The sequence below is a fragment of the Actinoplanes solisilvae genome (assembly GCF_003999975.1).
GTDB lineage: Bacteria > Actinomycetota > Actinomycetes > Mycobacteriales > Micromonosporaceae > Actinoplanes > Actinoplanes solisilvae.
In genome coordinates, this window is the sequence record NZ_RJAC01000027.1 from 31993 (window position 1) to 57035 (window position 25043).

A 25043-nucleotide genomic window follows, 5' to 3' on the forward strand; every position below is an offset into this window, starting at 1 on the left:
TCGGTCAGGCGGAGGACTCGCGGCGGATCGAGCGCCAGCGGGACGGGCTGATGCCCAGCTCCGCGGCGATCTCCGCTTCGGACAATCCGGGCCGTGCGGCCTTGATCTGCTCGGCCAGCGCGAACGTCTCGGCCGGGGTGCGGCGAGCCCTCGAAGGTGTCTCGCCCGTTTGCTCGGTGCGGGAGGTGACCCGGCCGGGCGTGGACCGCTGGGCGGGAACGACGCGGCCGCTGGCGGCGGTGGCCCGGGGAGCCGCCGACCGGGGCGCTGCCGGCCGGGGCGCTGTGGATCGGGGCGCTGTGGATCGGGCTGTCGTCGGCTGCGCGTTGGTGGTCTCCGTGCGGGGGAGCGCCGCCGCGACCTCGGCCAGAGCGGCGGCCGTGGCCGGGCTGAGCCCCACCGCGCCACGCGGGACCGGAATCGGGGCGGGGCCGTTGACCCGGGCGTGCGCGGCGCTGAGCGGGCTCGGCATCAGGCTCGGAGCCCCCACTGGCGGCTCGACGGCAGGCACGGGCACGAGGGCGGGCTCGGGTTCGGGGTCTGCGGCGCGTTCCAGGGTGGAGATGCGGCCGCCCAGTTCGACCAGGCAGATGCTGGCCACGACGATCAGGCCGTCGACCGAGAGCGGCAGCAGATAGGGCGAGGCGCCGGTCTCCCCGTAGCGGGCCGCCACCCCCACCATGTGCCAATAGGACACCCAGGCGGCGATTCCCGCGATGATGGCCGTCGACGCCAGCCGCAGGACGGCCAGGTAGCGGCGGTGCACCGGCACCCGCGAGATCAGCTCGACGGTGAGCAGCAGCGCCAGCGGCGGCCACGCGGCGATGGCCTGGCTGATCGGGTTGTCCAGGGCGTGCAGGACGTTGGCGACGACCGACGCGGCCACGCCGAGCAGCAGCGTCGCTCGGACGGCCCAGCGAACGCGGCGCAGTTGCTGCAGAACCACCGGACCCTCCTCGGCCTGTATCGGGACCGACCCATCCTGACCGCTGCCGGTTACACGAACGCCTCCGGAAGGGAACCGTGACCGGTCCGTTCCGGAGGCGTTGCGACTATGTGATCAAGTGCAGCGGTGTGTCGCCTTGACTACCTCTTCTTCTCGACTTCAGCGCGGAGTTTCGGGAACTCGGCCTTGGCCTTCGCCACCGACACGTCGAACCACATGAACATGCCCTTGCTGCCCTCGTCGGCCCAGGTGCAGATGGCCATTTCGATGCCGGAGGTCGCGGAGCTGCCGCACTTCGCGGCGCCGCCCAGCGCGCCGGTCGACGCCGTGGTGATGTTGTCGATTTTCAGGCCGCCGATGCCGGCACCGTAGAAGGTGGACTCGAGCTCGCCCTGCGGGTCTCGGATGGGGGCCTCGGCGGCGGAGAGGATCACGATGTCTTGAGCGGCCACGTCGCCGTAGATCGCACCGATCGTCTTCGTTGCGTTGGGCGTCGACGCGAGGCCGCTCTTGAGCTGCTCGGCCAGCGCGGCGAACGAGGGCGAGGTCAGCTTCTCGCGGCCGCCCAGGGTGGCCGGCTCGGTGAGCGTCACGGTCGAGACCGGCGCCGGCGCGGCTGAGGTGCCGGCGGTCGCACGATCTTCCTTGTCGGCCTCGTTCTTGCCGATGATGAGGATCGCGGCGACGCCACCGACGCAGAGGACCAGCACGATCGCGATCGAGAGGAGCACGATCGGCACGGTCCGGGATTTCTGGGGCGGCTGCGGTGGCGGGGTGCCGTAACCGGGCGCCGCGCCGTATTGAGGCGGCGTGTAGTCGCCGTGGACCGGCTGCGTCGGCTGGCCGTAGCCGGGCTGACCGGGCGGCGGATAGGCCGCGGTCGGCGGCGGCTCCGGAGCCCCGGGATACGGCTGGCCGGCGGTGGGGTCGTCCGGGTAGGGCGGGCCGGGGTAGGGAGGCTGCGACATCGGACGCTCCAGGAATCGGCTATCGCGCGAGCCTATCGGCCGGGTGCGACCCGGCGGAGCGCCGAACTGGGCGAATGCGGACGCCCCGCACCTTTCAGCGTGCGGGGCGTCGGCAATCGGACGCAAATCAGGCGGGCAGGCTCGCCACGCCGCGGGGGAGGAACCGCTTGCCGGTCACCCGTTCGGAGGTGCCGCTGCGGTCGAGGTAGGGCGTTACGCCGCCGAGGTGGAACGGGTAGCCCGCACCGAGGATCATGCACAGGTCGATGTCCTGCGCCTCCGCGACCACGCCCTCGTCGAGCATGATGCGGATCTCCTCGGCCAGCGCGTCCAGCGCCTTCTGGCGTACCTGGTCAGAGGTGAGCGGGGCCGACCCGCCGGCCACGAGCGCGGCCACCTCGGGGTTGATCTCGTCGTCGACCATGACGGGCAGGCCGGCGTCGACGATCTTCTTGAGGTTGGCCGACTCGGCGAACCGGTCGGGGAAGGCCCGGTGCAGCGTCTCGCCGACGTGGTAGGCCACGGCCGGTCCGACGAGCTGGAGCAGCGCGATCGGGCGCATCGGCAGGCCGAGCGGGTCCATCGCCTCGTTGACCACGTCGAGCGGCGTACCGGCGTCGATGGCCTGGAAGATCTCGCTGGTGACCCGGGTCAGCAGGCGGTTGACCACGAACGCGGGGGCGTCCTTGACCAGCACCGACGACTTCTTCAGCTCCTTGCCGACCGCGAACGCCGTGGCCAGCGTGGCGTCGTCGGTCTGCTCGCCCTTGATGATCTCGAGCAGCGGCAGCACGGCGACCGGGTTGAAGAAGTGGAACCCGACGACCCGCGACGGGTGCTCGAGGTCGGCCGCCATCTCGGTCACCGACAACGAGCTGGTGTTCGTCGCCAGGATCGCCTCGGGCGTCACGATCTTCTCGAGCTCGGCCCAGATCTGCTTCTTGAGGTCGAGGTTCTCGAAGACGGCCTCGATCACGAAGTCGGCGTCGGCGAAGACGGACTTGTCGACCGAGCCGCTGACCAGTCCGCGCAGGCGGGCGGCCGTACCCTCGTCGAGGCGGCGCTTGGCGACCAGCTTGTCGATCTGGTCGTGCACGTATTGCACACCCTTGTCGACCCGGGTCTGGTCGAGGTCGGTGAGTACCACCGGCACCTGCAGGCGGCGCGCGAACAGCAGCGCGAGCTGGGACGCCATCAGGCCCGCGCCGACGACGCCGACCTTGGTTACCTTGCGGGCGAGCGACTTGTCGGGCACGCCGACCGGGCGCTTGGCCCGGCGCTGCACCAGGTCGAAGGCGTACAGGCTGGCCCTCGACTCGTCGCCCATGATCAGGTCGGCCAGGGCCTCGGTCTCGGCCGCCGTGCCGTCCTCGAAGGACGCGTCCTTCGCGAGCGCGAGAAGAGAGAGCGCCGCGTTGGCCGAGGGGACCGCGCCGTGCAGCTTCTCGTCGAGCTGCTGCTTGGCGAAGAAGAGCACGCCCTCCCACATGTCCCGGTCGATCTCGGGCCGTTCCACGGTCACGTCGCCGCCGACGACCCCGGCCGCCCATTCGAGCGAGCGCTCCAGGAAGTCGGCCGGCTCGAAGAGCTGGTCGGCCACGCCCAGTTCGAGGGCCTGCTTGGGTCGCAGCACCTTCTGGGTGAGCGGGTTCTGCAGGATGACCTGGGCCGCGCCGGGCACGCCGATCAGGTTGGGCAGGAGCTGGCTGCCGCCCCACCCCGGAACCAGGCCGATCGCGACCTCGGGCAGCCCGAGCGCCGCCGCCCCGCCCGAGACCGTGCGGTAGTGGCAGTGCAGCGCGACCTCAAGGCCACCACCCAGAGCCGCACCGTTGATAAACGCAAAAGTCGGAATTGTCGAATTCTTCAGCCGAGCGAAAACCCGATGTCCCAGCTCGCCCAGCTCGATGGCCTGCTCGCGCGACGTCAAATACGGGATGCCAGTGATGTCAGCGCCGACGCAGAAGATGTACGGCTTGCCGGTGACAGCGATGAACGCCGGGTCTGCCTCGGACGCCGCCGTGATCGCCGCGTCCAACGACGCCAGCCCGGCCGGCCCGAAGCTGTTCGGCTTCGTGTGGTCGAACCCGTTGTCCAGCGTGATCAGGGCGGCCTTCTTCGCGACCCCCGGCACCTGGACAAGACGGACGATGGCCTTCGTAACGACCTCGTGAGGGTGCTCGATCACTTCGCCTCCCACAGCGGGTTCTCCCAGATCACGGTGCCGCCCATGCCGATGCCGACACACATGGCGGTGAGGCCGTAGCGGACCTCGGGGTGCTCGGCGAAGTGCCGCGCGAGCTGCGTCATCAGGCGGACGCCGGAGGACGCGAGGGGGTGGCCGATGGCGATCGCGCCGCCCCACGGGTTGACCCGCGGGTCGTCGTCGGCGATGCCGTAGTGGTCGAGGAACGCCAGCACCTGGACCGCGAACGCCTCGTTGAGCTCGAACAGCCCGATGTCGTCGATCGTGAGGCCGGCCTTCTTCAGCGCCTTCTCGGTCGACGGGATCGGCCCGTAGCCCATGACCTCGGGCTCGACGCCCACGAAGCCGTACGAGACCATCCGCATGGCGACCGGCAGCCCCAGCTCGCGTGCCGTTTCCTCGCTGGCCAGCAGCGCCGCCGTCGCGCCGTCGTTCAGCCCGGCCGCGTTGCCCGCGGTGACCCGGCCGTGCGGACGGAACGGCGTCTTCAGGGTGGCGAGCTTCTCCATCGACGTCTCACGCGGCGCCTCGTCGGCCGTCGCGAGGCCCCAGCCCTGCTCGGCACTGCGAATCGCGACCGGCACCAGGTCGGGCTGAAGCTTGCCGTCGGCGTACGCCTTGGCCGTCTTGATCTGGGAATTCAGGCCGTAACGGTCGGCCCGCTCCTTGGTGATGCCGGGCAGGCGGTCGTGCAGGTTCTCGGCCGTCGAGCCCATCACCAGCGCGGACGGATCGACCAGCTTCTCGGCCAGGATGCGCGGGTTGGGGTCGACGCCCTCACCCATCGGGTGGCGGCCCATGTGCTCGACGCCGCCGGCGATCGCCACGTCGTAGGCGCCCATTGCGATGCCACCGGCAACATTCGTCACCGCGGTCATCGCGCCGGCGCACATGCGGTCGATCGCGTAACCCGGCACAGTCTTGGGCAGGCCGGACAGCAGTGCTGCGGTGCGGCCGATGGTCAGCCCCTGATCGCCGATCTGGGTGGTGGCCGCGATCGCGACCTCGTCGACCATCTCGGGCGGCAGCTGGGGATTGCGCCGCATCAGCTCGCGGATGCAGCGGATGACCAGGTCGTCGGCGCGGGTCTCGGCATACATGCCGCCCGCCTTGCCGAACGGTGTGCGGACGCCGTCGACGAAGACGACCTCACGTACTTCACGGGGCACGGGTCCTCCTAAGGCGGTGGGTGCGATATTACTCATCGGTAACTAAGTCGCGCCACAGGGGTCGGTCAATCTCACAGCCCTCCATCGCAAGATCAAGAGCAGGAGGTCGTAGCGGGGTGGGTGGTACAGACCGTCGCTCACGCCGAGGGCCGCGCCGGGCCGAGCAGGGCGCTGGCGCGCCCAAACCGCTCACCCCGCCACGGCGACCTGCGTGCGTGGTTGCGCCCAACCCCAGAAAACCACGTTTGTGCTGGTTGGGGCGTCTTTCCCACTGACCGTTCGGGCGAGGGAATCGATCGCGGCGCGAGCGTAGCTTCACGCTATGAGCAAGCCGTTCAGATGCCGCCTCGGGCTGCACAAATGGGTGCGGCGCGCCAACCCGGAGGGCGCCCCGTATTCGCAGTGCGAACGCTGCGGCACCGACGCCGGTAACACCAAGGTTCAGTGGGGCGCGGGCGGCCAAGGCGGTTAGCCGTGCCCGGTCGAGCAGGCCCGGCCGCACGTGGGTCGGCCGGGCCTGAATGCCGTGTGTCGTTCAGGCCGCGGGAGCGGGCAGCGCCTCGGCGAGCTGGTCGGCCAGCAGGGTGATCTGCCAGTTGCGGGCGCCGAATCCGCGCAGGGTGTCGGCGATCGTCGTTGGGGTCGACTCGTCGGGCGGCGACCAGGCCAGCCTGCGCACGTAGTCAGGGCTGATCAGGTTCTCCGGCGGCAGGTTGTGGGCCTCGGCGGTGGCGACGACGACCGCGCGGCAGCGGGCGAGACGGGCGGCGGCCACCGGGTCACGCTCGGCCCAACGGTGCGGCGGGGGCGGGCCCTCGACCGGCTGGTTCACGGGCAGCGCGTCGTCGGGCAGGGCGCGGGCCTCGTCGAGCGCGTCGAGCCAGACGCGGGCCAGACGGCGCACCGAGCGGCCCCCGAAACCCGAGATCGCCAGAAGAGTGCGCTCGTCCTTGGGGTCAGCCTCGGCGGCGGCGACGATCGCGGAGTCGGGCAGAACACGGCCGGGGGCCGAGTCGCGGCGCGCGGCCACGCCGTCACGGGCATACCAGAGAGCCCGGACCCGGGACTGAGCCCGAGCACCCCGTACGCGGTGAATGCCCGACGTGCGGCGCCACGGGTCGGGACGCACCCGCGGCGGCCGGTCGGCGCTGGCCACGAGCGCGGCGAACTCCTCGGCGGCCCACTCGGTCTTGCCCTGGCGCTCGAGCTCGGCGGCCAGGTGGTCGCGCAGGTCGGTGAGCAGTTCGACGTCGAGCGCGGCATAGGTCAGCCACGACTCGGGCAGCGGACGGGTCGACCAGTCGGCCGCCGAGTGGTGCTTCTCGAGCGAATAGCCCAGAAGCTGCTCGGTGATCGCGGCCAGACCGACGCGCTCGAAGCCGGCCAGGCGCGCGGCCAGCTCGGTGTCGAAAAGCCGGCGCGGCTTCATGCCCACCTCGGCCAGGCACGCGAGGTCTTGGCTGGCGGCGTGCAGCACCCACTCGCTGTCGGCCAGCGCCTCGTCGAGGGTGCGCAGGTCGTCGAGCGGCAGCGGGTCGATCAGCACCGTTCCGGCGCCGGCGCGACGAAGCTGCACCAGATAGGCGCGCTGGGTGTATCGGTAGCCGGAGGCACGCTCGGCGTCGACCGCGACCGGGCCGGAGCCGGCGGCCATGCGGGCCACGACCTCGGCCAATTCGTCGGCGGACTCCAACGGACGCGGGGTGCCGTCGCGGGGCGCGGTGAGTGGAACGGGATCGGGACCGCCAGACGTCGGGTCGGGCGAGTCGGCGTGCGGTCGTCCGTCCCTTTCGGGCTCCGGCGTGTCCCGACGGCGCAGGGGTGCTTCGTCGGTCACTCCGTAACCGTACGGGGGTACCACCCTCGCCGCTTGCAGCCGGGTCCCGGCGCGCCGTTTCTCGATCGACAAAGGGCTGATCCGAGCGGCCGTTTTCTGCGTACTACCCGGCGCAGAGCCGATACCCGGGAGGCCGCGCCGGATGACCATGACCTACGAACCGTTCACCCCCGCGGGCTCCGACGAGCAGCGCCGATACGACGGACGGCGCCGCGCCGAGGAGCCCCCGCCGGCCGCCGACGGCCGATGGGGTGACCGGGCGGCTGACCAGGGCCGGCCCGCGCCGCCCCCCGCCGACCCGTGGGCCGAACCGCCGCGCGGCGCCCGCGACCAGTCGGGCGCCGGTAGGGACGAGCCGGCCCGCGGCGGCCGCGACCAGCAGGCCCACGGCTGGGAAGAGCCCTCGCGCGGCGTCCCGGCGCAGCATCCCCGCCAGTGGGAAGAGCCCGCCCGCGGCTGGGACGAGCCGGCGCCCGCCCCGCGCCGGCAGCGGGTCGAGGGTGCCCCGCCCGCGCCGCACTGGGAGCCGGCCGCTCCGCTTCCGCAGCAGCGGCACACCGGCGAGCAGCCCGCCTGGCACACCGGCCTGTCGTCCGCGATCGAGCCCGACCCGGTGCCCCAGACCGTTTCCAAGGCGGGCCGGGTCAAGCCGCTCGTCATCGGCGTGGTGACCCTGTTGCTCCTGGTGGCGGGCTGGCAGGCGTACCGGATCGAGGGAATGAGCCGGCACAACCAGGACCTGGCGTCGGTGCTCTCGGCCGAGCAGACCCGCACCGACCGGCTCGAGAAGCAGCTCGCCGGTGTGTTCGACCCCGAGGCGGTCTCGTCGGGGGTGCTGCCCAGCGTCTTCCGGGTGCGCGCGGGCGGCTTCACCGGCACCGCCTTCGCGGTCGGCAAGAAGGCCTCCGGCAACCAGACCAACCTGTTCACCAACTACCACGTCGTCGCCGAGACCTGGACCGACGGCGGTCGCAAAGTCTCGCTGGAGCGCGGCAGCACCCGCATCAGCGCGACCATCGTCAAGGTCGACAAGGGCAAGGACCTGGCACTGCTGCGGGCCAACCAGCGCATCGCCGGCCTCGGCACCTCGACCGGCCAGGTCAAGCCGGGCCAGCAGGTCGTGGTGGTCGGCGCCCCGCTCGGCCTGGACGACTCGGTCACCACCGGCGTGATCAGCGCCTACCGCCCCAACGACCAGGACGGCCCGACGGTCCAGTTCGACGCCCCCATCAACCCCGGCAACTCGGGCGGCCCGGTCGTCAACGCGAACGAGCAGGTCGTCGGCGTGGCGACCGCCAAGGCCAAGGACGCCGAGGGCATCGGCCTAGCGATTCCGATCAAGACGGCTTGCGACACGTTCGACGTCTGCTGACCTAGCCCACGCGCTGGCGGTCGGTCAGCGCGGAGACTCCCGGTGGCGGCAGGCCCGCCGTTGAGGCGAGCATCGAGCACCAGCCGTGCAGGTGGGCGGTGATGTCGTCGCCGGTCGGGGTCCAGGAGGCGCGGACCTCGATGTCGGCCGTCGGCGCGGGGCCGGCCAGCTCGCCGAAGCGGGTCGACGTGGTTTGGGTGATCGTGCCGCCGATGGCCGTGTAGGCGGCGGCGTGCTGGTCGAGCGCGTCGGTCAGCCAGGTCCAGGCGACGGCGGAGAGCATCGGGTCGCCCGCCATCTCTTCCTCGAGCTCGGCCGTGACCAGCGTGACCAGGCGGATGTCGCCGTGCCAGGCCTCGTGCCCGGCCGGGTCGTGGAGCAGGATCAACCGGCCGCCCGCCACCTCGTCGCCGGCGCGCAGCACCGTCGCGCTGATCGCGAAGGCGAACGGCGCGAGCTTCTGCGGGGCGGCGATCTCCTCGAGGAGAATCTCGGGGCGAGGCGCCGGTGCCCGCAGAGCGTCGGCCGCGCGGGCGAACGCCGGAGGAACAGCGGAGGGGGACGCCATGGCTGAAGACTATGCCGCCTTGAGGTGTCCGTAGCCGATCGGTGCTCCCCGCGTGTCGTGGCACGATGGCGCGGTGACTTCCGTTGTGAGCGATTCGCCCTTCGTGCGGGCATGCCGCGGCCTTGACGTGCCGCACACCCCGGTCTGGTTCATGCGGCAGGCGGGCCGGTCGCTGCCCGAATACCGCAAGATCCGCGAGGGCATCGCGATGCTCGACTCCTGCCGCCGTCCCGACCTGGTCACCGAGATCACACTTCAGCCCGTACGGCGTCACCACGTCGACGCCGCGGTGCTGTACAGCGACATCGTGGTGCCGATCGCGGCGGCCGGTGTCGATCTCGACATCGTCCCGGGCACCGGCCCGGTCGTCGCCGAGCCGATCCGCACCGCGTCCGATCTCGATCGCCTGCGGGCGATCACCGCGGCCGACGTCGATTTCGTGGCCGAGTCGGTGCGCCTGCTGGTCGGCGAGCTCGGTGCCACCCCGCTGATCGGTTTCGCCGGTGCTCCGTTCACGCTGGCCAGCTACCTCATCGAGGGCGGCCCGTCGCGCACCTACCTCAAGACCAAGGCCATGATGTACGGCGAACCGCAGCTCTGGAACGCGCTGCTCAGCCGCCTTGCCGACATCGCGCTGACCTTCCTGCGCACGCAGATCGACGCCGGGGCGAGCGCGATCCAGCTCTTCGACTCGTGGGCCGGGGCCCTGAGCGAGGCCGACTACCGCGAGCACGTCCTGCCCCACTCGGCCCGGGTGCTGGCCGGTCTGGCCGACGCCGGTGTCCCGCGCATCCATTTCGGAGTCGGCACGGCCGTGCTGCTCAACGCGATGGGCGAGGCCGGCGCCGACGTGGTCGGGGTCGACTGGCGTACGCCTCTCGACCGCGCGACCGAGATCGTCGGCCCGGGCAAGGCGTTGCAGGGCAACCTCGACCCGGCGATCCTGTTCGCCGGCTGGGACGTCGTGCGCCGCGAGACCGACCGGGTGCTCGAGCAGGGCAAAGCCGCGCCCGGCCACGTCTTCAACCTGGGCCACGGCGTGATGCCCGAGACCGATCCTGACGTGCTGACCCGCCTGGTCGCCCACGTCCACGAGGTGTCGGCGCGCTGACCGTCACATCGAGCGACCCCAGCCGTACGGGGTGGCGCCCGACCTGGAAGGCTTGAAGCGTGCGGAAGCGGGTTGCGGTCATCGGCGGCGGCATCGCCGGGCTGGCGGCCGCCGTGCGGCTGCGTGACCTGACCCCGCCCGACACCGAGATCATTGTGTACGAGCAGAGCGGCGCCCTCGGCGGCAAGCTGCGCACCGGCGAGCTGGCCGGCGTGACCGTCGAGCGCGGCGCCGAGTCGTTCCTCATGACCGGCAGCGACGGTGCCGAGTCGGCCGCCGTCGCCCTGGTCAAGCGGCTGGGCCTGGAAAGCGCCCTGGTGCACCCGCTCAAGGTGCCCGCGGCCCTGGCCTTCGGCGGGCAGCTCGCCCCGATGCCGGCCGGCACGCTCGTCGGCGTGCCCGGCGACCTCTCGAAGCTGGGCGGCGTCGCCCACGTCGACCCCGGCCACGACGTCGACGACGGCCGCCCGCTGCTGGCCGAGGGCACCGACGTCGCGGTCGGCGCGCTGGTCCGCCAGCGCTACGGCGACGAGGTCGTCGACCGCCTGGTCGACCCGATGCTGGGCGGTGTCTACGCCGGCCGCGCCGACCGGCTCTCCCTCGACGTGACGATGCCCCAGCTCGCGCGCACCGCCCGCGTCGAGCACACGCTGGTCGCGGCCGTCCGGGCCGCGCAGGCGGCGAGCGGGCGGGTGCCCGGCCGGCCGGTCTTCGGCGCGCTCGACGGCGGTCTGAGCCGCCTGGTCGGCGCGGCCGCCACGGCCAGCGGCGCCCGCATCAGCCTGGGCCTGCCCGTCCGCGAGATCGCCCGCACCGCCCACGGCTGGCGCCTGCTGCTGGGCCCGGCCGCGACACCGCCCGGCCCGTCCGTGCGCAACGCCGGGGCCACCGCGGGCGCCGACCTGGTTCCGCAGACCGACGACGTCGACGCTGTCGTGCTGGCCGTCCCCGCGAAACCGTCGTCTCGGCTGCTCGCCACGATCGCGCCGGTCGCGGCCGAGGCCGTCGGCGAGCTCGACTACGCGAGCGTCGCGCTGCTCGCCCTCGCCCTGCCGCCTGGCACGCCGCTGCCCGATCTGAGCGGCTTCCTGGTGCCCCCGAGCGAGGGCACACTGGTCAAGGCGGCCACGTTTGTGACCAGCAAGTGGACGCGCCCCGAGGGCAGCCCGGTGATCGTGCGCGTGTCGCTGGGCCGGGCCGGCGAACAGGAACGCCTCCAGTTCGACGACGCGGTGCTGACCGAGCGGGCGCAAGGCGAGCTGGGTGAGTTGCTCGGCGGTGAGCTGCCGCCCCCGGTCGCCACCTGGGTGCAGCGCTGGGGCGGCGGCCTGCCGCAGTACGCGCCGGGTCACCTCGACCGGCTCGCCACCGCGCGGGCCGCGTTGCCGCCGGGGCTGGTGCTGGCCGGGGCGGCCTTCGACGGGGTCGGCATCCCGGCCTGTGTGGCGAGCGGCGAACGAGCGGCCGAAGACTTGGGTAAGAGCTGGGCCGCGTGAGCGGCGGGGACGGAAGGGCCGAGATGAGCGAGCAGACGAACGCGGCGCGGATCAACGAGCTGAACGCGACGATCCGGTACACGATGTGGTCGGTGTTCCGGGCCGAGTCGCCCCTGCCGGCGCTGCGCGAAGAGCTGGCCGGTGAGGTCGACGGCCTCTTCGAGCAGCTCTCCGCCCATCCAACCGCCCCGCCCACCACCCAAAAGCAGACTGAAGGCCGAGCCGACGTGACGATCCGGGGCACGTACGACGTCTCGGGTCTTCGGGCCGACGCCGACCTGATGATCTGGTGGCACTCAAGCTCGCCCGACGCGCTCCAGGAGGCGTACTCGCTGTTCCGTCGCACCGCCCTGGGCCGTCACCTGGCCCCGGTCTGGTCGCAGATGGCGCTGCACCGGCCGGCTGAGTTCAACAAGAGTCACCTGCCCGCCTTCCTGGCCGGCGAGGAGGCGCGCCCGTACATCTGCGTCTACCCGTTCGTGCGCTCCTACGAGTGGTACCTGCTGCCCGACGAGGAGCGCCGCGGCATGCTGGCCGAGCACGGTCGCATGGCCCGCGGCTACCCCGACGTGCGCGCCAACACCGTGGCGTCGTTCGCGCTGGGTGACTACGAGTGGATGCTGGCCTTCGAGGCGGACGAGCTCTATCGCATCGTCGACCTGATGCGCGACCTGCGGGCGTCGACGGCGCGGCGGCACGTGCGCGAGGAGGTCCCGTTCTACACGGGCCGCCGTCGCTCGATGAGCGAGCTGGTCACGACGCTGCCCTAGCCATGGGGATGTGCGGAATGCCGTCTTCGAGGAATTCCGGGCCCGTCTGCACGAATCCATATTTGGCGTAAAACTTCGCGAGATGCGCCTGGGCGTCGAGAACGCTCGGGCGGTTCCCGATCACGACCAGGGCCTCCTCGATCAGGCGGCCGGCCAGCCCGGCGCCGCGCGCGCTGCGGGCGGTCACGACACGGCCGATCCGTTGCACGTCGCCGTCGTCCAGGATGCGTACGTATGCCCTGATCTCGCCGTCGCGGGAGAACCACAGGTGGCGTGTTCCGGGCTCGTCGTCGCGTCCGTCGAGGTCGCCGTAAGCGCACTCCTGCTCGACCACGAAGACGTCGGCGCGCAGTTTGAGAATCGCGTAGAGGGTAGTTGTGTCAAGGCCGCGGAAGGACGCCGTGCGAAGTTCGTCGTGGGGTTCCGGAAGCATCCCGAAAGAGTATTCGGCGCGTCGTCACCCGTATCGCGGGCTGCCGTTATAGAGATGGAAGCCCGAGCTGTGGAGGCCTTGATGATCAAGAGGAACAAGCTCTTCGGCAACAAGACGCGGGTGACCTTCTGCCTGCCGTCCGATCAGCCGAACGGGCCGGTGAGCGTCGTCGGCACGTTCAACGGCTGGGAGCCGGGCAAGCACGAACTCAAGCCGCGCCGCGACGGCACCCGCACGGTCAGCGTCACCGTGCCGGCGGGTCACTACCAGTTCCGCTATCTGGCCAGCGACGGGCACTGGTTCGACGACGACCACGCCGACGCGGTCGGCCCACATGGTGGCGAACTGCTGGTCTGAGACGAGGCCCACCTCGTCGTTTCAGCCCCCACCTCGGGGGGATCTTGCTTGACTGGGCAAGCATCGATCCGAGGGGGGAACCATCATGGCGCAGGTCAAGCTGGCCGTCATCTACTACTCGTCCACCGGCACCGTTCACAAGATGGCCGTACGCGCGGCCGAGGCGGGCGAGAAAGCGGGCGCCGAGGTGCGCCTTCGTCAGGTCACCGAACTGGCGCCGGCCGAGGCGATCGCCTCGAACGCCGCGTGGAGCCAGCACTTCGACCGTACGAAGAACGAGCCGAGGGCGACCGCGGACGACGTGGTCTGGGCCGACGCCGTGCTCTTCGGCTCGCCGACCCGCTACGGCAACGTGACCAGCCAGCTCAAGCAGTTCCTGGACACGCTCGGCCCGCAGTGGCAGCAGGGGCTGCTCGCCGACAAGGTCTACGCCGGCTTCACGGCGACGATGACGGCGCACGGCGGCCAGGAGTCGACGCTGCTGGCGCTCTACAACACGATCCATCACTTCGGCGGCATCATCGCGGCGCCCGGTTACACCGACCCGCTCAAGTTCGCGGACGGGAACCCGTACGGCGTCTCGCATGTGACCGGAGGGAACAATGACGCCCCGCTGGGCGACAACGAGTACGCCGCTCTGGACCACTTGGCGCAGCGGGTCGTTCGCATCGCGAGCAAGCTGAAAAGCGAATAAAACTACTCATCTTTCGCTAACGTGATCGCATGACCACGTACGAGACTTTGGACCTGCATACGCGGGTGGCCCGCTACGAGGCGGCCGTCGAGGAACTGCGTTCGGCTCACCAGGACGTCCGGGTCGTCCTGCAGGACCAGGTGCTCTACGAGCGCTGGCACCAGCTGGGCGCCGACCTCGGCTTCGTGACCGGGGCGAACGGCTCGCCGGTCACCACCGGACAGCAACACGATCTGCAGGGTCTCAACCAGCAGATCCCTCAGATGTCGGAATCCTGGGCGAGCTGACAGGCTGCACGTTGATCGTCATTCCCGGGCCACCTGGGCGGGTGACGATGAAGCCCGGTTGCCGGCCGCACCGGGCACGTGGGGTGTGGGCGCCACGACTGGCGCCCACACCTGCGCCGGTCCGGCCCGCGAGGCGGGTATTTTGGCTGCCATGCCCGTCGACACCCAGTACGAGGACCTGTTACGCCGGGTCCTGGCCACCGGCACCCCCAAGAGCGACCGCACCGGCACCGGCACGGTCAGCCTGTTCGGCGAGCGCCTGCGCTACGACCTGTCGGCCGGCTTCCCGCTGATCACGACCAAGCGGGTGCACTTTAAGTCGGTCGCCGTCGAGTTGCTGTGGTTCCTGCGCGGCGACAGCAACGTCGCATGGCTGCGCGACCAGGGCGTGACGATCTGGGACGAGTGGGCCTCGGAGTCCGGTGAGCTCGGCCCGGTCTACGGCGTGCAGTGGCGCTCGTGGCCCACGCCCGACGGTGGGCACGTCGACCAGATCAGCAGCGTGCTCGAGACGCTGCGCCGCGACCCCGACTCGCGCCGCATGATCGTCTCGGCGTGGAACGTGGCCGAGCTGCCCGAGATGGCGCTCGCGCCGTGCCACGCGATGTTCCAGTTCTACGTGGCCGACGGCCGGCTCTCCTGCCAGCTCTACCAGCGCAGCGCCGACCTGTTCCTGGGTGTGCCGTTCAACGTGGCCAGCTATGCCCTGCTCACCCGCATGGTCGCCGACCAGGTCGGGCTGCTGCCGGGCGACTTCATCTGGGTCGGTGGCGATTGTCACATCTACAACAATCACGTCGACCAGGTGCGTGAGCAGCTCTCTCGCGAGGCCTACGAGTTCCCCCAGCTCGAGCTCGCCCCGGCCGCGTCGCTCTTCGACTACAAATACGAAGACTTCACGGTCGTCGACTACAAGCACCACCCGGCCCTGCGCGCCCCGGTCGCCGTATGACGCTGCACATGGTCTGGGCCGAGGCCCGCGACCGGGTGGTCGGCGCGAATGGCGAGATCCCGTGGCGTCTCCCGGAAGATCAGGCGACGTTCCGGCAGCGTACGACCGGGGCGACCGTGGTGATGGGCCGAGCGACCTGGGACTCGCTTCCCGCCCGCTTCCGCCCGCTGCCGGGCCGGCGCAACGTCGTGCTGACCCGCGACCCGTCGTGGGCGGCGCCCGGGGCCGAGGTCGCGCACTCGGTCGACGAGATCGACGTGAGTGGTGAGGTCTGGGTCATAGGAGGAGAGTCGATCTACTACTCTTTCCTCCCGCGAGCGGAGCACATCCTCCGAACGCGCATCGACTTGGATATTTCGGGCGATACTCGAGCACCCGCTTTGGGTGACGAGTGGGTCGTCACCTCGTCCACCGGCTGGCAGACTTCTCAGGGCGGATTGCGCTACGTCACCGAGGATCTGACTCGCGGTGGAGGAAGCGACCCCGCCTGACGCGAGCTTTTCATGAGAGGGCGCCATGCCGCGGAGTCTCGAGTCCCCGTTGACGTTGTCGGTGGTGACGCCGATGTTCAACGAGCGCGAGGCCGTCGACCACTTCGTCGCCCGCCTGCGGCCGGTGCTCGACGGGCTGGGCGAGACCTACGAGGTCGTGGCGGTCGACGACGGCAGCACCGACGCGACCGTGGCGCGCCTGCTGCAGTTGCGAGCCGACTGGCCGGCCCTGCGCGTGGTGTCGCTGCGCCGCAACGTCGGCCACCAGACCGCGCTGCGGGCCGGGCTGAAATCCGCCCGCGGCGACTACGTCGTCAGCATCGACGCCGACCTGCAGGACCCGCCCGAGACGATCGGCGAGATGCTGGCCAAGGCGCGCGCCGACGAGGTCGACGTCGTCTACGGCGTGCGCAGCGACCGCAGCACCGACTCGTCGTTCAAGCGCAACACCGCGGGCCTCTACTACTGGACGATGCGGCGCATGGTCGGCCCGTGGGTCAACGACCAGGCCGGCGACTTCCGGCTGATGTCGCGGGCCGTCGTCGACGTGCTCAACAGCCTGCCCGAGCCGCGTCCGGTCTATCGGCTCGTCGTGCCGTCGCTCGGTTTCTCCAGCGCCGAGGTCGCCTATGTGCGCGAGGAACGGGTCGCCGGCGAGACCAAATACCCGCTGAGCCGCATGATCCGGCTGACCTTCGACAGCGTGACCGGCTTCTCGGCCGCGCCGCTGCGCATCGCCACCTGGCTGGGCCTGCTCAGCTTCCTGATCTGCGTGGGGCTGATCGTCACCGGGCTGGTGGCCTGGGGCTCGGGCGGCGTCGTGCCCGGCTGGACGTCGCTCTACATCGCGGTGCTGCTGCTGGGTGGGGTGCAGCTCATCTGCCTGGGGCTGCTCGGCGAATACGTGGGCCGCATCTACATGGCCACGCAGCACCGGCCGCCCTACCTCGTCGGGTTCGACAGCGACACCGACACCACGCCTATCGAGGCTGCGGAGCGCGAGGAGTCCGAGCTTCCGGTGGTCTGACCAGCAGCGTCACCAGGCGGCCGAGCTCGGCCCCGGGGTCGGCGGCCAGGCCCATGTGTACCGGTCCGGCCCGCAGCACCGTGCTGCGCGGCGCGACCAGCCAGCGGAACCGTTCGCCCAGGCTGATGTCGCCCGCCGCGCCCGCGCCGCCGCAGGTGGCGCCCCACGACATGAGCGCGGCCCGGATCGCCTCGACGTCGGCGCCCGGGTCGATCATCAGCAGGCGTTCCTCGTTCAGCTCGGTGCGGGCCTCGAGGAAGTCGAGCCGCTGGCAGTAGAGGATCACGCCCACGTTGATCAGCTCGCCGCGCTCGATGCGCGGAACGGCTTGAATGACGGCGTACTCGTAGGGGACTCTCACGGCAGCCACGCCTCCGGGCGCTCGGCACGGGCGGAGAGATGGGCGACGTACGCCTCGCGGTCGCCGTCCTCCAGCCACTCGTCGGGGACCAGGGCGACGACCTCTTCGATCAGTTCGGGCGTCAGGCGCTCGGCCAGGGCGGGACCCTCGGTGGCGAGCTTTGTCGCGTACGGCTTCAGAACGTGGTCGTCCCACTTGTACGGACGGTGCACGACGGCCGACGCCCGTGGCCAATTGTGATGGAAGTAGAGCGTCGCACCGTGGTCGATCAGCCAGAGGTCGCCGTGCCAGATGAGCAGGTTGGGGTTGCGCCAGCTGCGGTCGACGTTCTCGACGAAGGCGTCGAAGGCGATCACGCGCGAGGCCAGGGCGTGGTCGACCGGGTGCACGACCGGGTCGTAGCCGAGCGCGCCGGGCAGGAAGTCCATGCCCAGGTTGGCGCCCGCGCTGGCCTTGATCAGCTCTTGAACCTCTTCGTCGGGCTCGGCGCGCGCGACGATCGGGTCGAGGTGGACGACGGTGAGCTCGGGGACCGGCAGCCCGAGGCGGCGGCCCAGCTCGCCCGAGATCACCTCGGCCACCAGGGCTCGGGGGCCCTGCCCGGCGCCGCGGAATTTCACCACGTAGGTGCCGAGGTCGTCGGCCTCGACCACGCCGGGCAGCGAGCCACCCTCACGCAGCGGGGTGACGTAACGAATCGCGGTGACCTCTCGTAGCACCCCGCAACCCTAATCGGTGCTGTTCGGCCCCTGCTTACGGAGTTCGTCGACCCGGGTCATGGCGCTGCGCAGGTCGGCCAGCCACGCGTCGGTGTTCTGGCCGACGAGCTTGACGCACCAGGCCAGCGCCTCGGAGCGGGAACGGGCCACGCCGGCGTCGACCAGCGTGTCGAGGATCTGCCGCTCGGGCTGGCGCAACCGGGTCATGACCGGTGCGGCCAGGTGGGTGAAGAGCTCGTTGGTGTCGCCGCAGCGCACGCCCCAGGCGACCTTGCGCTGATAGCGGTGCTCGATCTGGCGGGCCACCCGCATGCGGTCCTGCCGGGTGTCCTCGCGGAACTGGTTGACGCGGCCGGCCTGGGCGGCGGCCCGGTCGGCCTCGGTGGCGTCGGCGCCCAGGTCGGGCGCGGCGACCCGGCCCCAAATGATGATCTCGTCACGGTCGACGACGACCTCGGGCCGCTCGGTGAACCAGCCGTCCTGAACGGCCCCGGCGATCCAGGCGGCGGCGTCGTCGGCGCTCGGCGGCTCGACCCGGCCGGTCGGTGGTGCATTACGAAAACGCATGATCTTCCTCCCCGGTGCAACGTTGATTACATGATTACACCGTTGCGTCCGAAACGGCCAGCGGAAAGCGGGGCCGAGAGGCAGACTGGGACGATGGAGCTGCCGATCAACCCGCCGGTCAAGCCGATGCTGGCCAAGCCCGTCGCCGAGATCCCGCCGGGCCAGGTCTACGAGCCCAAATGGGACGGCTTCCGGTCGATCGTCTTTCGCGACGGCGCCGAGGTCGAGATCGGCAGCCGCAACGAGAAACCGATGACCCGCTACTTCCCCGAGGTCGTCGAGGCGGTGCTGGCCAACTTCCCCGAGCGGGCCGTGATCGACGGCGAGGTCATCGTGGCCGACACCGGGCGCAACACCCTCGACTTCGAGGCGCTCCAGCAGCGCATCCACCCCGCGGCCAGCCGCGTCAAACTGCTCAGCGAGCAGACCCCGGCCGCCTTCGTCGCCTTCGACCTGCTGGCGATCGGCGACGAAGACCTGACCGAGCGCCCCTTCGGCGAGCGCCGCGATCGTCTCGTCGAGGTTCTCAAAGACGCCAAGCCTCCCGTGTACGTCACCCCGGCGACCGACGATCTCGAAACCGCGCGACGGTGGTTCGCCCAGTTCGAGGGGGCGGGGCTCGACGGGCTCATCGCCAAGGACCGCGAGCTGCTCTACCAGCCCGACAAGCGGGTCATGAGCAAGATCAAGCACAAGCGCACGGCCGACTGCGTGGTCGCCGGCTATCGCGTGCACAAGTCGGCCGACAACCGCATCGGGTCACTGCTGCTGGGCCTCTACGACGAGCGCGACGTGCTGGTCTCGGTCGGCGTCATCGGGGCGTTCCCGCTAGCCGTGCGCGAAGAGCTCTTCGCCGAGCTGCAGCCGCTGGTCACCGGCTTCGACGGGCACCCGTGGGACTGGGCCGCTCACATGCAGGGCGAGCGCACCCCACGCAAGAACGAGGTCAGCCGCTGGAACAACGGCAAAGACCTGTCGTTCACGCCGCTGCGTCCCGAGCGGGTCGTCGAGGTGCGCTACGACTACATGGAGGGTCTGCGGTTCCGCCACACCGCCCAGTTCGAACGGTGGCGGCCCGATCGTGAACCCCGCTCGTGCACCTATGAGCAGCTCGAACGCCCGGTCAGCTTCAACCTGGCCGAGGTGCTCACCAGCCGCTGACCGACGGGTTGTCAGACGGACGGGATAGCCTCTTTGGCAGCAACCCGCCGTCGAAAGGTCAGCCTCGTGCAGCGTCGCTCCCGCTCGGTGATCGCCGTGCTCGCCCTGATCGTGGCGGTCGCCGCAGGTTGCACGGTGCCCACGTTCGCGCCGAACGGCTCGGGTGCGGCCCCCGGCGCGAGCGCCTCCGCGGCCCCCGGCCCGGGCACCGCCGACTGGCGTCCCTGCCCCGACGTGCCGCAACAGCTCGTCGGCCAGGCCGCCGCCGGCATGACCTACGACTGTGCCGACGTCAGCGTCCCGCGTGACTGGAAGAAGCCGGGCGGCGGCGAGACCTACTCGATCGCCATGATCCGCATCCGGTCGGCCAAGCAGCAGGGGCGCATCGGGTCGCTGCTGCTCAACCCGGGCGGCCCCGGCGGCTCCGGCATCGAGACCGCGGTCTACCTGTCGTTCGGCGAGGCCTTCGGCGGTCTGCCGGCCGAGGTCACCAACAAGTTCGACATCATCGGCTTCGACCCGCGCGGTGTCGGCCGCTCCAACCCGGTCAAGTGCATCAGCCCCACCGACCAGGACGCGAGCTTCGGCGCCCCGCCCGACCCGGTCAGCCTTGCCGAGTTCGACAAGCTCGTCACCCTGAACAAGAAGGTCGCGAGCGACTGCGGCGCGAAATACGGCGCCCAGCTGCCCTTCTTCTCGACCGAGCAGGCCGCCCACGACATGGACGCGCTGCGCAAAGCCGTCGGCGACGCCAAGATGACCTATCTCGGCTTCTCCTACGGCACGCTGCTCGGCGCGACCTACGCCCAGCTCTACCCGCAGAACGTACGGGCCCTGGTGCTCGACGGCGCGGTCGACCCGAAGCAGAGCTTCATCGAGGGCTCCGAGACCCAGGCCAAGGGCTTCGAGCGCGCGTTCACCAACTTCACTAACTGGTGCAAGCAGACTCCCGACAAGTGCCCGATCGCGCCCGACGCGCGCAAGGCCGTGACCGACGCGCTGACCGCCGCGGCCACCAAGCCCGTCCCCGGCATTGACGGCCGCACGGCCACCCCCGGCTGGATCTTCGTGGGCGTCATCTCGTCGCTCTACACCGAGTCGGGCTGGGCCAAGCTGGCCGACGCGATCGCCGAGCTCAAGCAGGGCAACGCCAAGGGCATCTTCACGCTGGCCGACCAATACGCCGAGCGCAAACCCGACGGCACCTACAGCAACCTCTTCGACGCCAACCTCGCCGTCAACTGCGCCGACAGCCAAGACACCCCGTCGATCGACGAGATCCGCCGCCTGCAGGGCGAGTGGCGCAAGAAATACCCGCTGTTCGGCGGCGCGCTCGCGGTCGGCATGATCTCGTGCTCGGTCTGGCCCGGCGCCCGCGACCCCTACCCGGCCGGCCCGGCCAAGAACGCCCCGCCGATCGTCGTCGTCGGCACGACCGGCGACCCCGCCACCCCCTACGAGAACACCGCCGACCTCGCCTCGATGCTGGGCGTCGGCCACGTGCTGACCTGGGAGGGCGAGGGCCACACGGCCTACCCGAGCACCCCCTGCATCGTGAACGCGGTCGACGACTACCTCATCGATCTGAAGGTGCCGCAGGCCGGTTTGCGCTGTCCGGCAAAGTGAGGCCGTCCCGTTCGGCGAGGGTCTCCAGAATCAGGCGCACCCGGCGCAGGTTCTGCTTCAATTCCTCCTGCTCCTCGTGCCGGAAGGCATCGGTGTCGACGATCAGCTTGCTGGCGAAGTGCGCCGTGATCAACGGAATCACCAGCAACACCATGATCGAGATGAGGACGCCCGCGATGACCCGCGCCTCCACCGTCTTCGGCGAGATGTCGCCATAGCCGACGGTCGACGCGGTGACGACGGCCCACCAGATGGAATCGCCGATCGAGGCCGTCTTCTCGAAGTAGTGGTAAAGCACGCCACAGACCGCGATCAGGATGGCGTACGACAGAATCAGCGTGCGCGGCGAGTTCGCCAACCAGACGACCCCGCGGTAGAGCCGGCGCACCGGCCAGAGCAGCACGTTCATGGCGGTCATCGTGCCCGGACCGAGCCGCCGGGCGTAGGGCTTCCCGGGCAGAAAATTAGACTGCCGCGATGGAATTCCGTCTCGCATCCCGGGCCGATGTGCCCTCCATCCTGCGCCTGCTCGCCGACGACGACGTTTCACGTGCCCGGGGGTTCGGGTCAGTGCCGGTCGAGGAAGAGGTGGACGCGGGAATCTGGGCGGCGTTCGAGGAGATCTCGGCTGACCTGAACAACGAGCTGATCGTCGCGGTCGACTCCGGGGAGGTCGTGGGGACGTGCCAGCTGACGTTCATCCCAGGGCTGAGCCGGGGTGGCTCGCGGCGGATGACCATCGAGGCTGTTCGGGTTCGGGGAGATCGGCGTGGGGCCGGCCTTGGGCGTCGTCTGATGGAGTTCGCTGTGGGGCGGGCCCGGGAGCGGGGGTGTCGACTCGTGCAGCTCACTACGGACAAGCGGCGGGTTGATGCGCATCGGTTTTATGCGGGGCTCGGGTTTGTCGCTTCTCATGAGGGGATGAAGTTGGAGCTCTGATCCTCGGAGCTTTGACCTTTGGGGCTTCAGACCGCAGGGGCGCTGCCCCCGCCCCCCGGCCAACCCCGTCCCAGGGTGATCGAGCCTCAGTCCCTCTTCCGGTCACGGTCTTTGGACGGCTGCACCCGCTTAGGCTCCCCAGGCATCTTTGGATGATCAGGCGGATACGGCATATCGCCTTGGCCGGCCTTCTCGTCGCGCTCGACCCACTCCAGCAGCGGCGTCAGATCATGGGCCACGTCGTCGATGGCGGCATGCGGGTCGCCGATCTCGGCGAAGCGCTTCGGCAGCGTGCGCAGATCGAAGTCGTCCGGCTCCACGTCCGGCAGTTCCGCCCAGGTGACCGGGGCCGAGGCGGTTGCCCGGGCGTTCGCGCGCAGCGAGTAGGCGCAAGTGATTGTGCGGTCCCGGGCCATCTGGTTGAAGTCGAGGAAGACGCGTTCGCCTCGTTCTTCCTTCCACCAGGCTGTGGTGATCAGGTCGGGGCGCCGGCGTTCGGCCTCGCGGGCTAAGGCTATCGCCGCCCGGCGCACCTGGATGAAGTCCCAGCGTGGCTCGATGCGGACGTACACGTGGGCTCCTCGCCCGCCCGAGGTCTTGGGGAAGCCCACCCATCCCAGATCGTCCAGCACCTCGTGCAGCACCGCCGCCGTGGTCGTCACGTCCGTGAACGAGTTCTTCGGCTGGGGGTCCAGGTCGATGCGCAGTTCGTCCGGGTTGTCGGGCGCGCCACCGCGCACCGGCCACGGGTGGAAAACCACCGTGCCCATCTGCGCTGCCCACGCCACGTGGGCCAGATCGGCCGGGCACAGTTCCTCCGCCGTACGCATGCTGGGGAACTTGATCGTCGCCGTCTGCACCCAGTCGGGGACGCCTCGGGTGGGGATGCGCTTCTGGTAGAACGCCTCGCCCTCGATGCCGTCGGGGAAGCGTTGCAGCGTCGTCGGGCGGTCATGGAGTGCGCGCATGATGCCGTCGCCGACGGACAGGTAGTAGTCGAAGACGTCCCGCTTGGTGTAGCCCCGCTCGGGGAACATCACCTTGTCGGGGCTGGTCAGGCGCACCTGGTGGCCGGCGATCTCGATCTCTTCCGCTGCGGGCTTGGGCATGGGACGACCATAAGCCCGGCGGGGATCTATTTGCGGACGCGATTGTCGAGCGGCTGGGGCTGGGTCGCCCACCATTCCGAGGGGACCTGGGCGTAGATCTCGTCGGCCAGTGCTTTCAGACGGTCGGCGGTGGGCTGGCCGTGGTGGGCGTCGGCGAGGCCTTTGATCCGCATGTACCACTCGGCGAGCTGTTCACAGTTGACCGATACCTGGTAGTCCATAGGGCCGACGGTAGGCCGCTCGGGTGCTGAACGCACTCGGAAACGCTCACCGGCACCCGCTTGGGCGGTGCCGGTGAGACTTTCGGGTCAGGCCGTCTTCGGGTCGAGCTTGATCGAGAGGCTGTTGACGCAGTGGCGGGTGTTCTTCGCCGTCATGTGTTCGCCGCGAAAGACGTGGCCGAGGTGGGAGTCGCAGCGGGCGCAGCGGATCTCGGTGCGGACCATGCCGTGGGCGTAGTCGTCGATCTCTTTGACGGCGCCGGGGATGGCGTCGTCGAAGGACGGCCAGCCGCAGTGCGAGTCGAACTTGTAGTCGCTCGGGTAGAGGGCGGCGCCGCAGGCACGGCACTCGTACATGCCCTCGGTCTTCGTGTCGACGTACTCGCCGGACCAGGGCGCTTCGGTGCCGGCCTGGCGCAGCACCCGGAACTCGTCGGGGGAGAGGCGGACCCGCCACTCTTGCTCGGTGGTGGGCAGGGTGGTCTCGTTCGTTGCCATGCATTAAAGGTACGTCGCACGGCGCGTGCGTCCGGGTCTTGCCGGCGGTCCGTTGAACCGGGGCATGGACCATGCATCTTTCCGGCCGACCTGGCAGCAGGCATTCGCGCACGGGCTCTATCTCGGTGGGATCGCCGCGATCGGGGTGTTGCTTCTCACCGCGCTGCTGGCCCTGGCCGGCGCGTTCGAACCGCCCGGTGAGCTGTGGCTGGCGGCGACTGTGGGGCTGCCGGTGGCGGGAGCGGTCCTCGGGTTGCTCGTGGGGCGGGTGACCGGGACGCAGATCAGCGCGCGCGGCATTCGTACGGGCTCGGTCGTCGCTCCTTGGGATGAGGTCGTCGACCTGCGGGCGGAGCGGCGTGGCGGGCGGACGGTGGTGTCCGTTTATCTCGACTCGGGGGCGAGTGTGCAGCTCCAGGCCCCGTACAGCGGTGAACTCTTCGCAGTTGACCCGAAGTTCGAGGGGAAAATGTTCACTTTGTCCCATCTGTGGCGTAGTCACCGTTTCGGTGGTCTTCCGGGATGATGACCCGCCGACGCCGCTTAACGGGTAAATCGGGCATTTGCCGCTAAGCTCCCTTCCTGACCTGGAACACCGGAACAGGAATGGATAACTCCTCATGAGCTCAATTCGCCGGATTGTCGCCGTCGGGCTGCCCGTCGCCGGCTTCACCGCCGCTCTCGCGCTGGGCGTCTCCCCGGCGCTGGCCACGGAGGCCACCGTCGACCAGGCCGCGCGCCCGGTCGTCGCCGCGACCGGATACGGAACGCCGGACGCCACCGAGCCGGACGCCACCGAGCCGGTCACCACCACGGACGACGAGGCCCCGACCCGCGGACAGGGTGGCTACGGCACCCCGACCCCGGCCGGTGAGTCGCCGGACACCGACACGCCGACCCGGGGGAACCCCGGCTACGCGCCGTCCACGCCGGCCCCGTCGGTCAGCGTCGCCACCGTCCCGACGACCACCCCGGGCACGGCTCCGGCCACGACGGCTCCGGGCGTCAAGGACGCGACGCTGCCGGTGACCGGTTCGCCGATGACCGCCGTCATGACGGCCGGCGGCCTGCTGGTCGCGGCCGGCGCGGCGTCGGTCTGGTACACGCGTCGCCGCCGCGGCGCCTGACCTCAGCGCACGTGACAATGGCCGCCCCCAC

Annotated in this window: 29 protein-coding genes; 15 read left to right on the plus strand and 14 right to left on the minus strand. The window is 70.4% G+C overall.

Annotated elements, in window-relative coordinates:
- Window positions 1-4: 4 nt before the first annotated feature.
- The 5 genes from EER30_RS49090 to EER30_RS39500 all read right to left on the minus strand — a co-directional run bounded on the left by EER30_RS49090 (window position 5) and on the right by EER30_RS39500 (window position 7126).
- A complete protein-coding gene (locus tag EER30_RS49090; protein WP_240670590.1) occupies window positions 5-946 on the minus strand; it encodes a DUF2637 domain-containing protein in 942 nt (313 codons plus the stop codon).
- 140 nt (window positions 947-1086) lie between these two features.
- Window positions 1087-1914, minus strand: coding sequence for a hypothetical protein (locus tag EER30_RS39485; RefSeq protein WP_127506710.1), 828 nt, complete (start codon window positions 1912-1914; stop codon window positions 1087-1089).
- Window positions 1915-2041: 127 nt separating this feature from the next.
- Window positions 2042-4102, minus strand: coding sequence for a 3-hydroxyacyl-CoA dehydrogenase NAD-binding domain-containing protein (locus EER30_RS39490; protein WP_127506712.1), 2061 nt, complete (start codon window positions 4100-4102; stop codon window positions 2042-2044).
- Window positions 4099-5289 (minus strand): thiolase family protein, encoded by a 1191-nt coding sequence (locus tag EER30_RS39495; protein WP_127506714.1) that lies wholly within the window; start codon window positions 5287-5289, stop codon window positions 4099-4101. The genes EER30_RS39490 and EER30_RS39495 overlap by 4 nt, the downstream gene beginning before the upstream one ends.
- Window positions 5290-5824: 535 nt before the next feature.
- Window positions 5825-7126: a ribonuclease D gene (locus tag EER30_RS39500; RefSeq protein WP_164842652.1), complete on the minus strand. Its 1302-nt coding sequence runs from the start codon at window positions 7124-7126 to the stop codon at window positions 5825-5827.
- A 142-nt stretch (window positions 7127-7268) separates the two neighbouring features.
- Between EER30_RS39500 and EER30_RS39505 the strand changes: the two genes are divergently transcribed.
- On the plus strand, window positions 7269-8498 hold the full coding sequence (locus tag EER30_RS39505; protein ID WP_240670591.1) for a trypsin-like peptidase domain-containing protein: 1230 nt from the start codon (window positions 7269-7271) through the stop codon (window positions 8496-8498).
- A 1-nt stretch (window position 8499) separates the two neighbouring features.
- Here EER30_RS39505 and EER30_RS39510 read toward each other — a convergent pair whose 3' ends face one another.
- Entirely contained in the window at window positions 8500-9066 is a 567-nt protein-coding gene (locus tag EER30_RS39510) for a DUF3000 domain-containing protein (RefSeq protein ID WP_127506716.1), read from the minus strand.
- 73 nt (window positions 9067-9139) lie between these two features.
- Here EER30_RS39510 and hemE point away from each other — a divergent pair, with 73 nt between their 5' ends.
- Genes hemE through hemQ form a run of 3 tightly spaced genes read left to right on the plus strand, consistent with a single transcriptional unit; the run spans window position 9140 to window position 12443 of the window.
- A complete protein-coding gene (hemE, locus tag EER30_RS39515; RefSeq protein WP_240670592.1) occupies window positions 9140-10177 on the plus strand; it encodes a uroporphyrinogen decarboxylase in 1038 nt (345 codons plus the stop codon).
- A gap of 59 nt (window positions 10178-10236) precedes the next feature.
- Window positions 10237-11673 (plus strand): protoporphyrinogen oxidase, encoded by a 1437-nt coding sequence (hemG, locus tag EER30_RS39520; protein WP_127506720.1) that lies wholly within the window; start codon window positions 10237-10239, stop codon window positions 11671-11673.
- Between the two features lie 23 nt (window positions 11674-11696).
- Complete coding sequence (gene hemQ, locus EER30_RS39525; protein ID WP_127506722.1) at window positions 11697-12443, plus strand: hydrogen peroxide-dependent heme synthase; 747 nt, start codon at window positions 11697-11699, stop codon at window positions 12441-12443.
- Here hemQ and EER30_RS39530 read toward each other — a convergent pair.
- The gene (locus tag EER30_RS39530; protein ID WP_127506724.1) at window positions 12427-12876 is read right to left on the minus strand and encodes a GNAT family N-acetyltransferase; all 450 of its coding nucleotides are present in this window, start codon (window positions 12874-12876) and stop codon (window positions 12427-12429) included. The genes hemQ and EER30_RS39530 overlap by 17 nt on opposite strands.
- An 81-nt stretch (window positions 12877-12957) precedes the next feature.
- Here EER30_RS39530 and EER30_RS39535 point away from each other — a divergent pair, with 81 nt between their 5' ends.
- The 6 genes from EER30_RS39535 (at window position 12958) to EER30_RS39560 (ending at window position 16684) form a co-directional block, all read left to right on the plus strand.
- On the plus strand, window positions 12958-13233 hold the full coding sequence (locus EER30_RS39535) for an isoamylase early set domain-containing protein (protein WP_127506726.1): 276 nt from the start codon (window positions 12958-12960) through the stop codon (window positions 13231-13233).
- 85 nt (window positions 13234-13318) lie between these two features.
- Window positions 13319-13927, plus strand: a complete 609-nt coding sequence (gene wrbA, locus EER30_RS39540) for an NAD(P)H:quinone oxidoreductase (protein ID WP_205650623.1) — start codon at window positions 13319-13321, stop codon at window positions 13925-13927.
- 29 nt (window positions 13928-13956) lie between these two features.
- On the plus strand, window positions 13957-14214 hold the full coding sequence (locus EER30_RS39545; protein WP_127506730.1) for a type 1 glutamine amidotransferase family protein: 258 nt from the start codon (window positions 13957-13959) through the stop codon (window positions 14212-14214).
- 151 nt (window positions 14215-14365) lie between these two features.
- Window positions 14366-15166, plus strand: a complete 801-nt coding sequence (locus EER30_RS39550; RefSeq protein WP_127506732.1) for a thymidylate synthase — start codon at window positions 14366-14368, stop codon at window positions 15164-15166.
- On the plus strand, window positions 15163-15657 hold the full coding sequence (locus EER30_RS39555) for a dihydrofolate reductase (protein WP_127506734.1): 495 nt from the start codon (window positions 15163-15165) through the stop codon (window positions 15655-15657). Before EER30_RS39550 ends, EER30_RS39555 begins: the two co-directional genes overlap by 4 nt.
- 25 nt (window positions 15658-15682) lie before the next feature.
- Entirely contained in the window at window positions 15683-16684 is a 1002-nt protein-coding gene (locus EER30_RS39560; protein WP_127506736.1) for a glycosyltransferase family 2 protein, read from the plus strand.
- Here the strand turns inward: EER30_RS39560 and EER30_RS39565 are convergent.
- From EER30_RS39565 to EER30_RS39575, 3 genes are read right to left on the minus strand one after another with little or no spacing between them, the layout of a single operon-like run.
- Complete coding sequence (locus EER30_RS39565; protein WP_127506738.1) at window positions 16638-17045, minus strand: DUF3037 domain-containing protein; 408 nt, start codon at window positions 17043-17045, stop codon at window positions 16638-16640. The genes EER30_RS39560 and EER30_RS39565 overlap by 47 nt on opposite strands.
- Window positions 17042-17764: a HipA family kinase gene (locus EER30_RS39570; protein ID WP_127506740.1), complete on the minus strand. Its 723-nt coding sequence runs from the start codon at window positions 17762-17764 to the stop codon at window positions 17042-17044. The genes EER30_RS39565 and EER30_RS39570 overlap by 4 nt, the downstream gene beginning before the upstream one ends.
- Window positions 17765-17773: 9 nt before the next feature.
- The gene (locus EER30_RS39575) at window positions 17774-18331 is read right to left on the minus strand and encodes a hypothetical protein (RefSeq protein WP_127506742.1); all 558 of its coding nucleotides are present in this window, start codon (window positions 18329-18331) and stop codon (window positions 17774-17776) included.
- A gap of 93 nt (window positions 18332-18424) precedes the next feature.
- Here EER30_RS39575 and EER30_RS39580 point away from each other — a divergent pair, with 93 nt between their 5' ends.
- Together EER30_RS39580 and EER30_RS39585 are read left to right on the plus strand one after the other, a co-directional pair.
- Window positions 18425-19492 carry an ATP-dependent DNA ligase gene (locus tag EER30_RS39580; protein WP_127506744.1) on the plus strand — a complete coding sequence of 356 codons (1068 nt, stop codon included), beginning with the start codon at window positions 18425-18427 and terminating at the stop codon, window positions 19490-19492.
- Between the two features lie 66 nt (window positions 19493-19558).
- The gene (locus EER30_RS39585) at window positions 19559-21118 is read left to right on the plus strand and encodes an alpha/beta hydrolase (protein WP_127506746.1); all 1560 of its coding nucleotides are present in this window, start codon (window positions 19559-19561) and stop codon (window positions 21116-21118) included.
- Here EER30_RS39585 and EER30_RS39590 read toward each other — a convergent pair.
- On the minus strand, window positions 21069-21527 hold the full coding sequence (locus EER30_RS39590; RefSeq protein ID WP_127506748.1) for a potassium channel family protein: 459 nt from the start codon (window positions 21525-21527) through the stop codon (window positions 21069-21071). The genes EER30_RS39585 and EER30_RS39590 overlap by 50 nt on opposite strands.
- 68 nt (window positions 21528-21595) lie before the next feature.
- On the opposite strand from EER30_RS39590, the gene EER30_RS39595 reads away from it, so the two are divergent.
- Window positions 21596-22057 (plus strand): GNAT family N-acetyltransferase, encoded by a 462-nt coding sequence (locus EER30_RS39595; protein ID WP_127506750.1) that lies wholly within the window; start codon window positions 21596-21598, stop codon window positions 22055-22057.
- Window positions 22058-22143: 86 nt separating this feature from the next.
- Here the strand turns inward: EER30_RS39595 and ligD are convergent, their stop codons facing one another.
- From ligD to msrB, 3 genes are all read right to left on the minus strand, one after another.
- Complete coding sequence (gene ligD / locus EER30_RS39600) at window positions 22144-23166, minus strand: non-homologous end-joining DNA ligase (protein ID WP_127506752.1); 1023 nt, start codon at window positions 23164-23166, stop codon at window positions 22144-22146.
- Between the two features lie 26 nt (window positions 23167-23192).
- Window positions 23193-23387 carry a hypothetical protein gene (locus tag EER30_RS39605; protein ID WP_127506754.1) on the minus strand — a complete coding sequence of 65 codons (195 nt, stop codon included), beginning with the start codon at window positions 23385-23387 and terminating at the stop codon, window positions 23193-23195.
- Window positions 23388-23474: 87 nt separating this feature from the next.
- A complete protein-coding gene (gene msrB / locus EER30_RS39610) occupies window positions 23475-23885 on the minus strand; it encodes a peptide-methionine (R)-S-oxide reductase MsrB (RefSeq protein WP_127506756.1) in 411 nt (136 codons plus the stop codon).
- Between the two features lie 64 nt (window positions 23886-23949).
- On the opposite strand from msrB, the gene EER30_RS39615 reads away from it, so the two are divergent.
- Both EER30_RS39615 and EER30_RS39620 read left to right on the plus strand, forming a co-directional pair.
- Window positions 23950-24411, plus strand: coding sequence for a hypothetical protein (locus EER30_RS39615; RefSeq protein WP_127506758.1), 462 nt, complete (start codon window positions 23950-23952; stop codon window positions 24409-24411).
- 94 nt (window positions 24412-24505) lie between these two features.
- Complete coding sequence (locus EER30_RS39620; protein ID WP_127506759.1) at window positions 24506-25012, plus strand: LPXTG cell wall anchor domain-containing protein; 507 nt, start codon at window positions 24506-24508, stop codon at window positions 25010-25012.
- Window positions 25013-25043 lie beyond the last annotated feature (31 nt).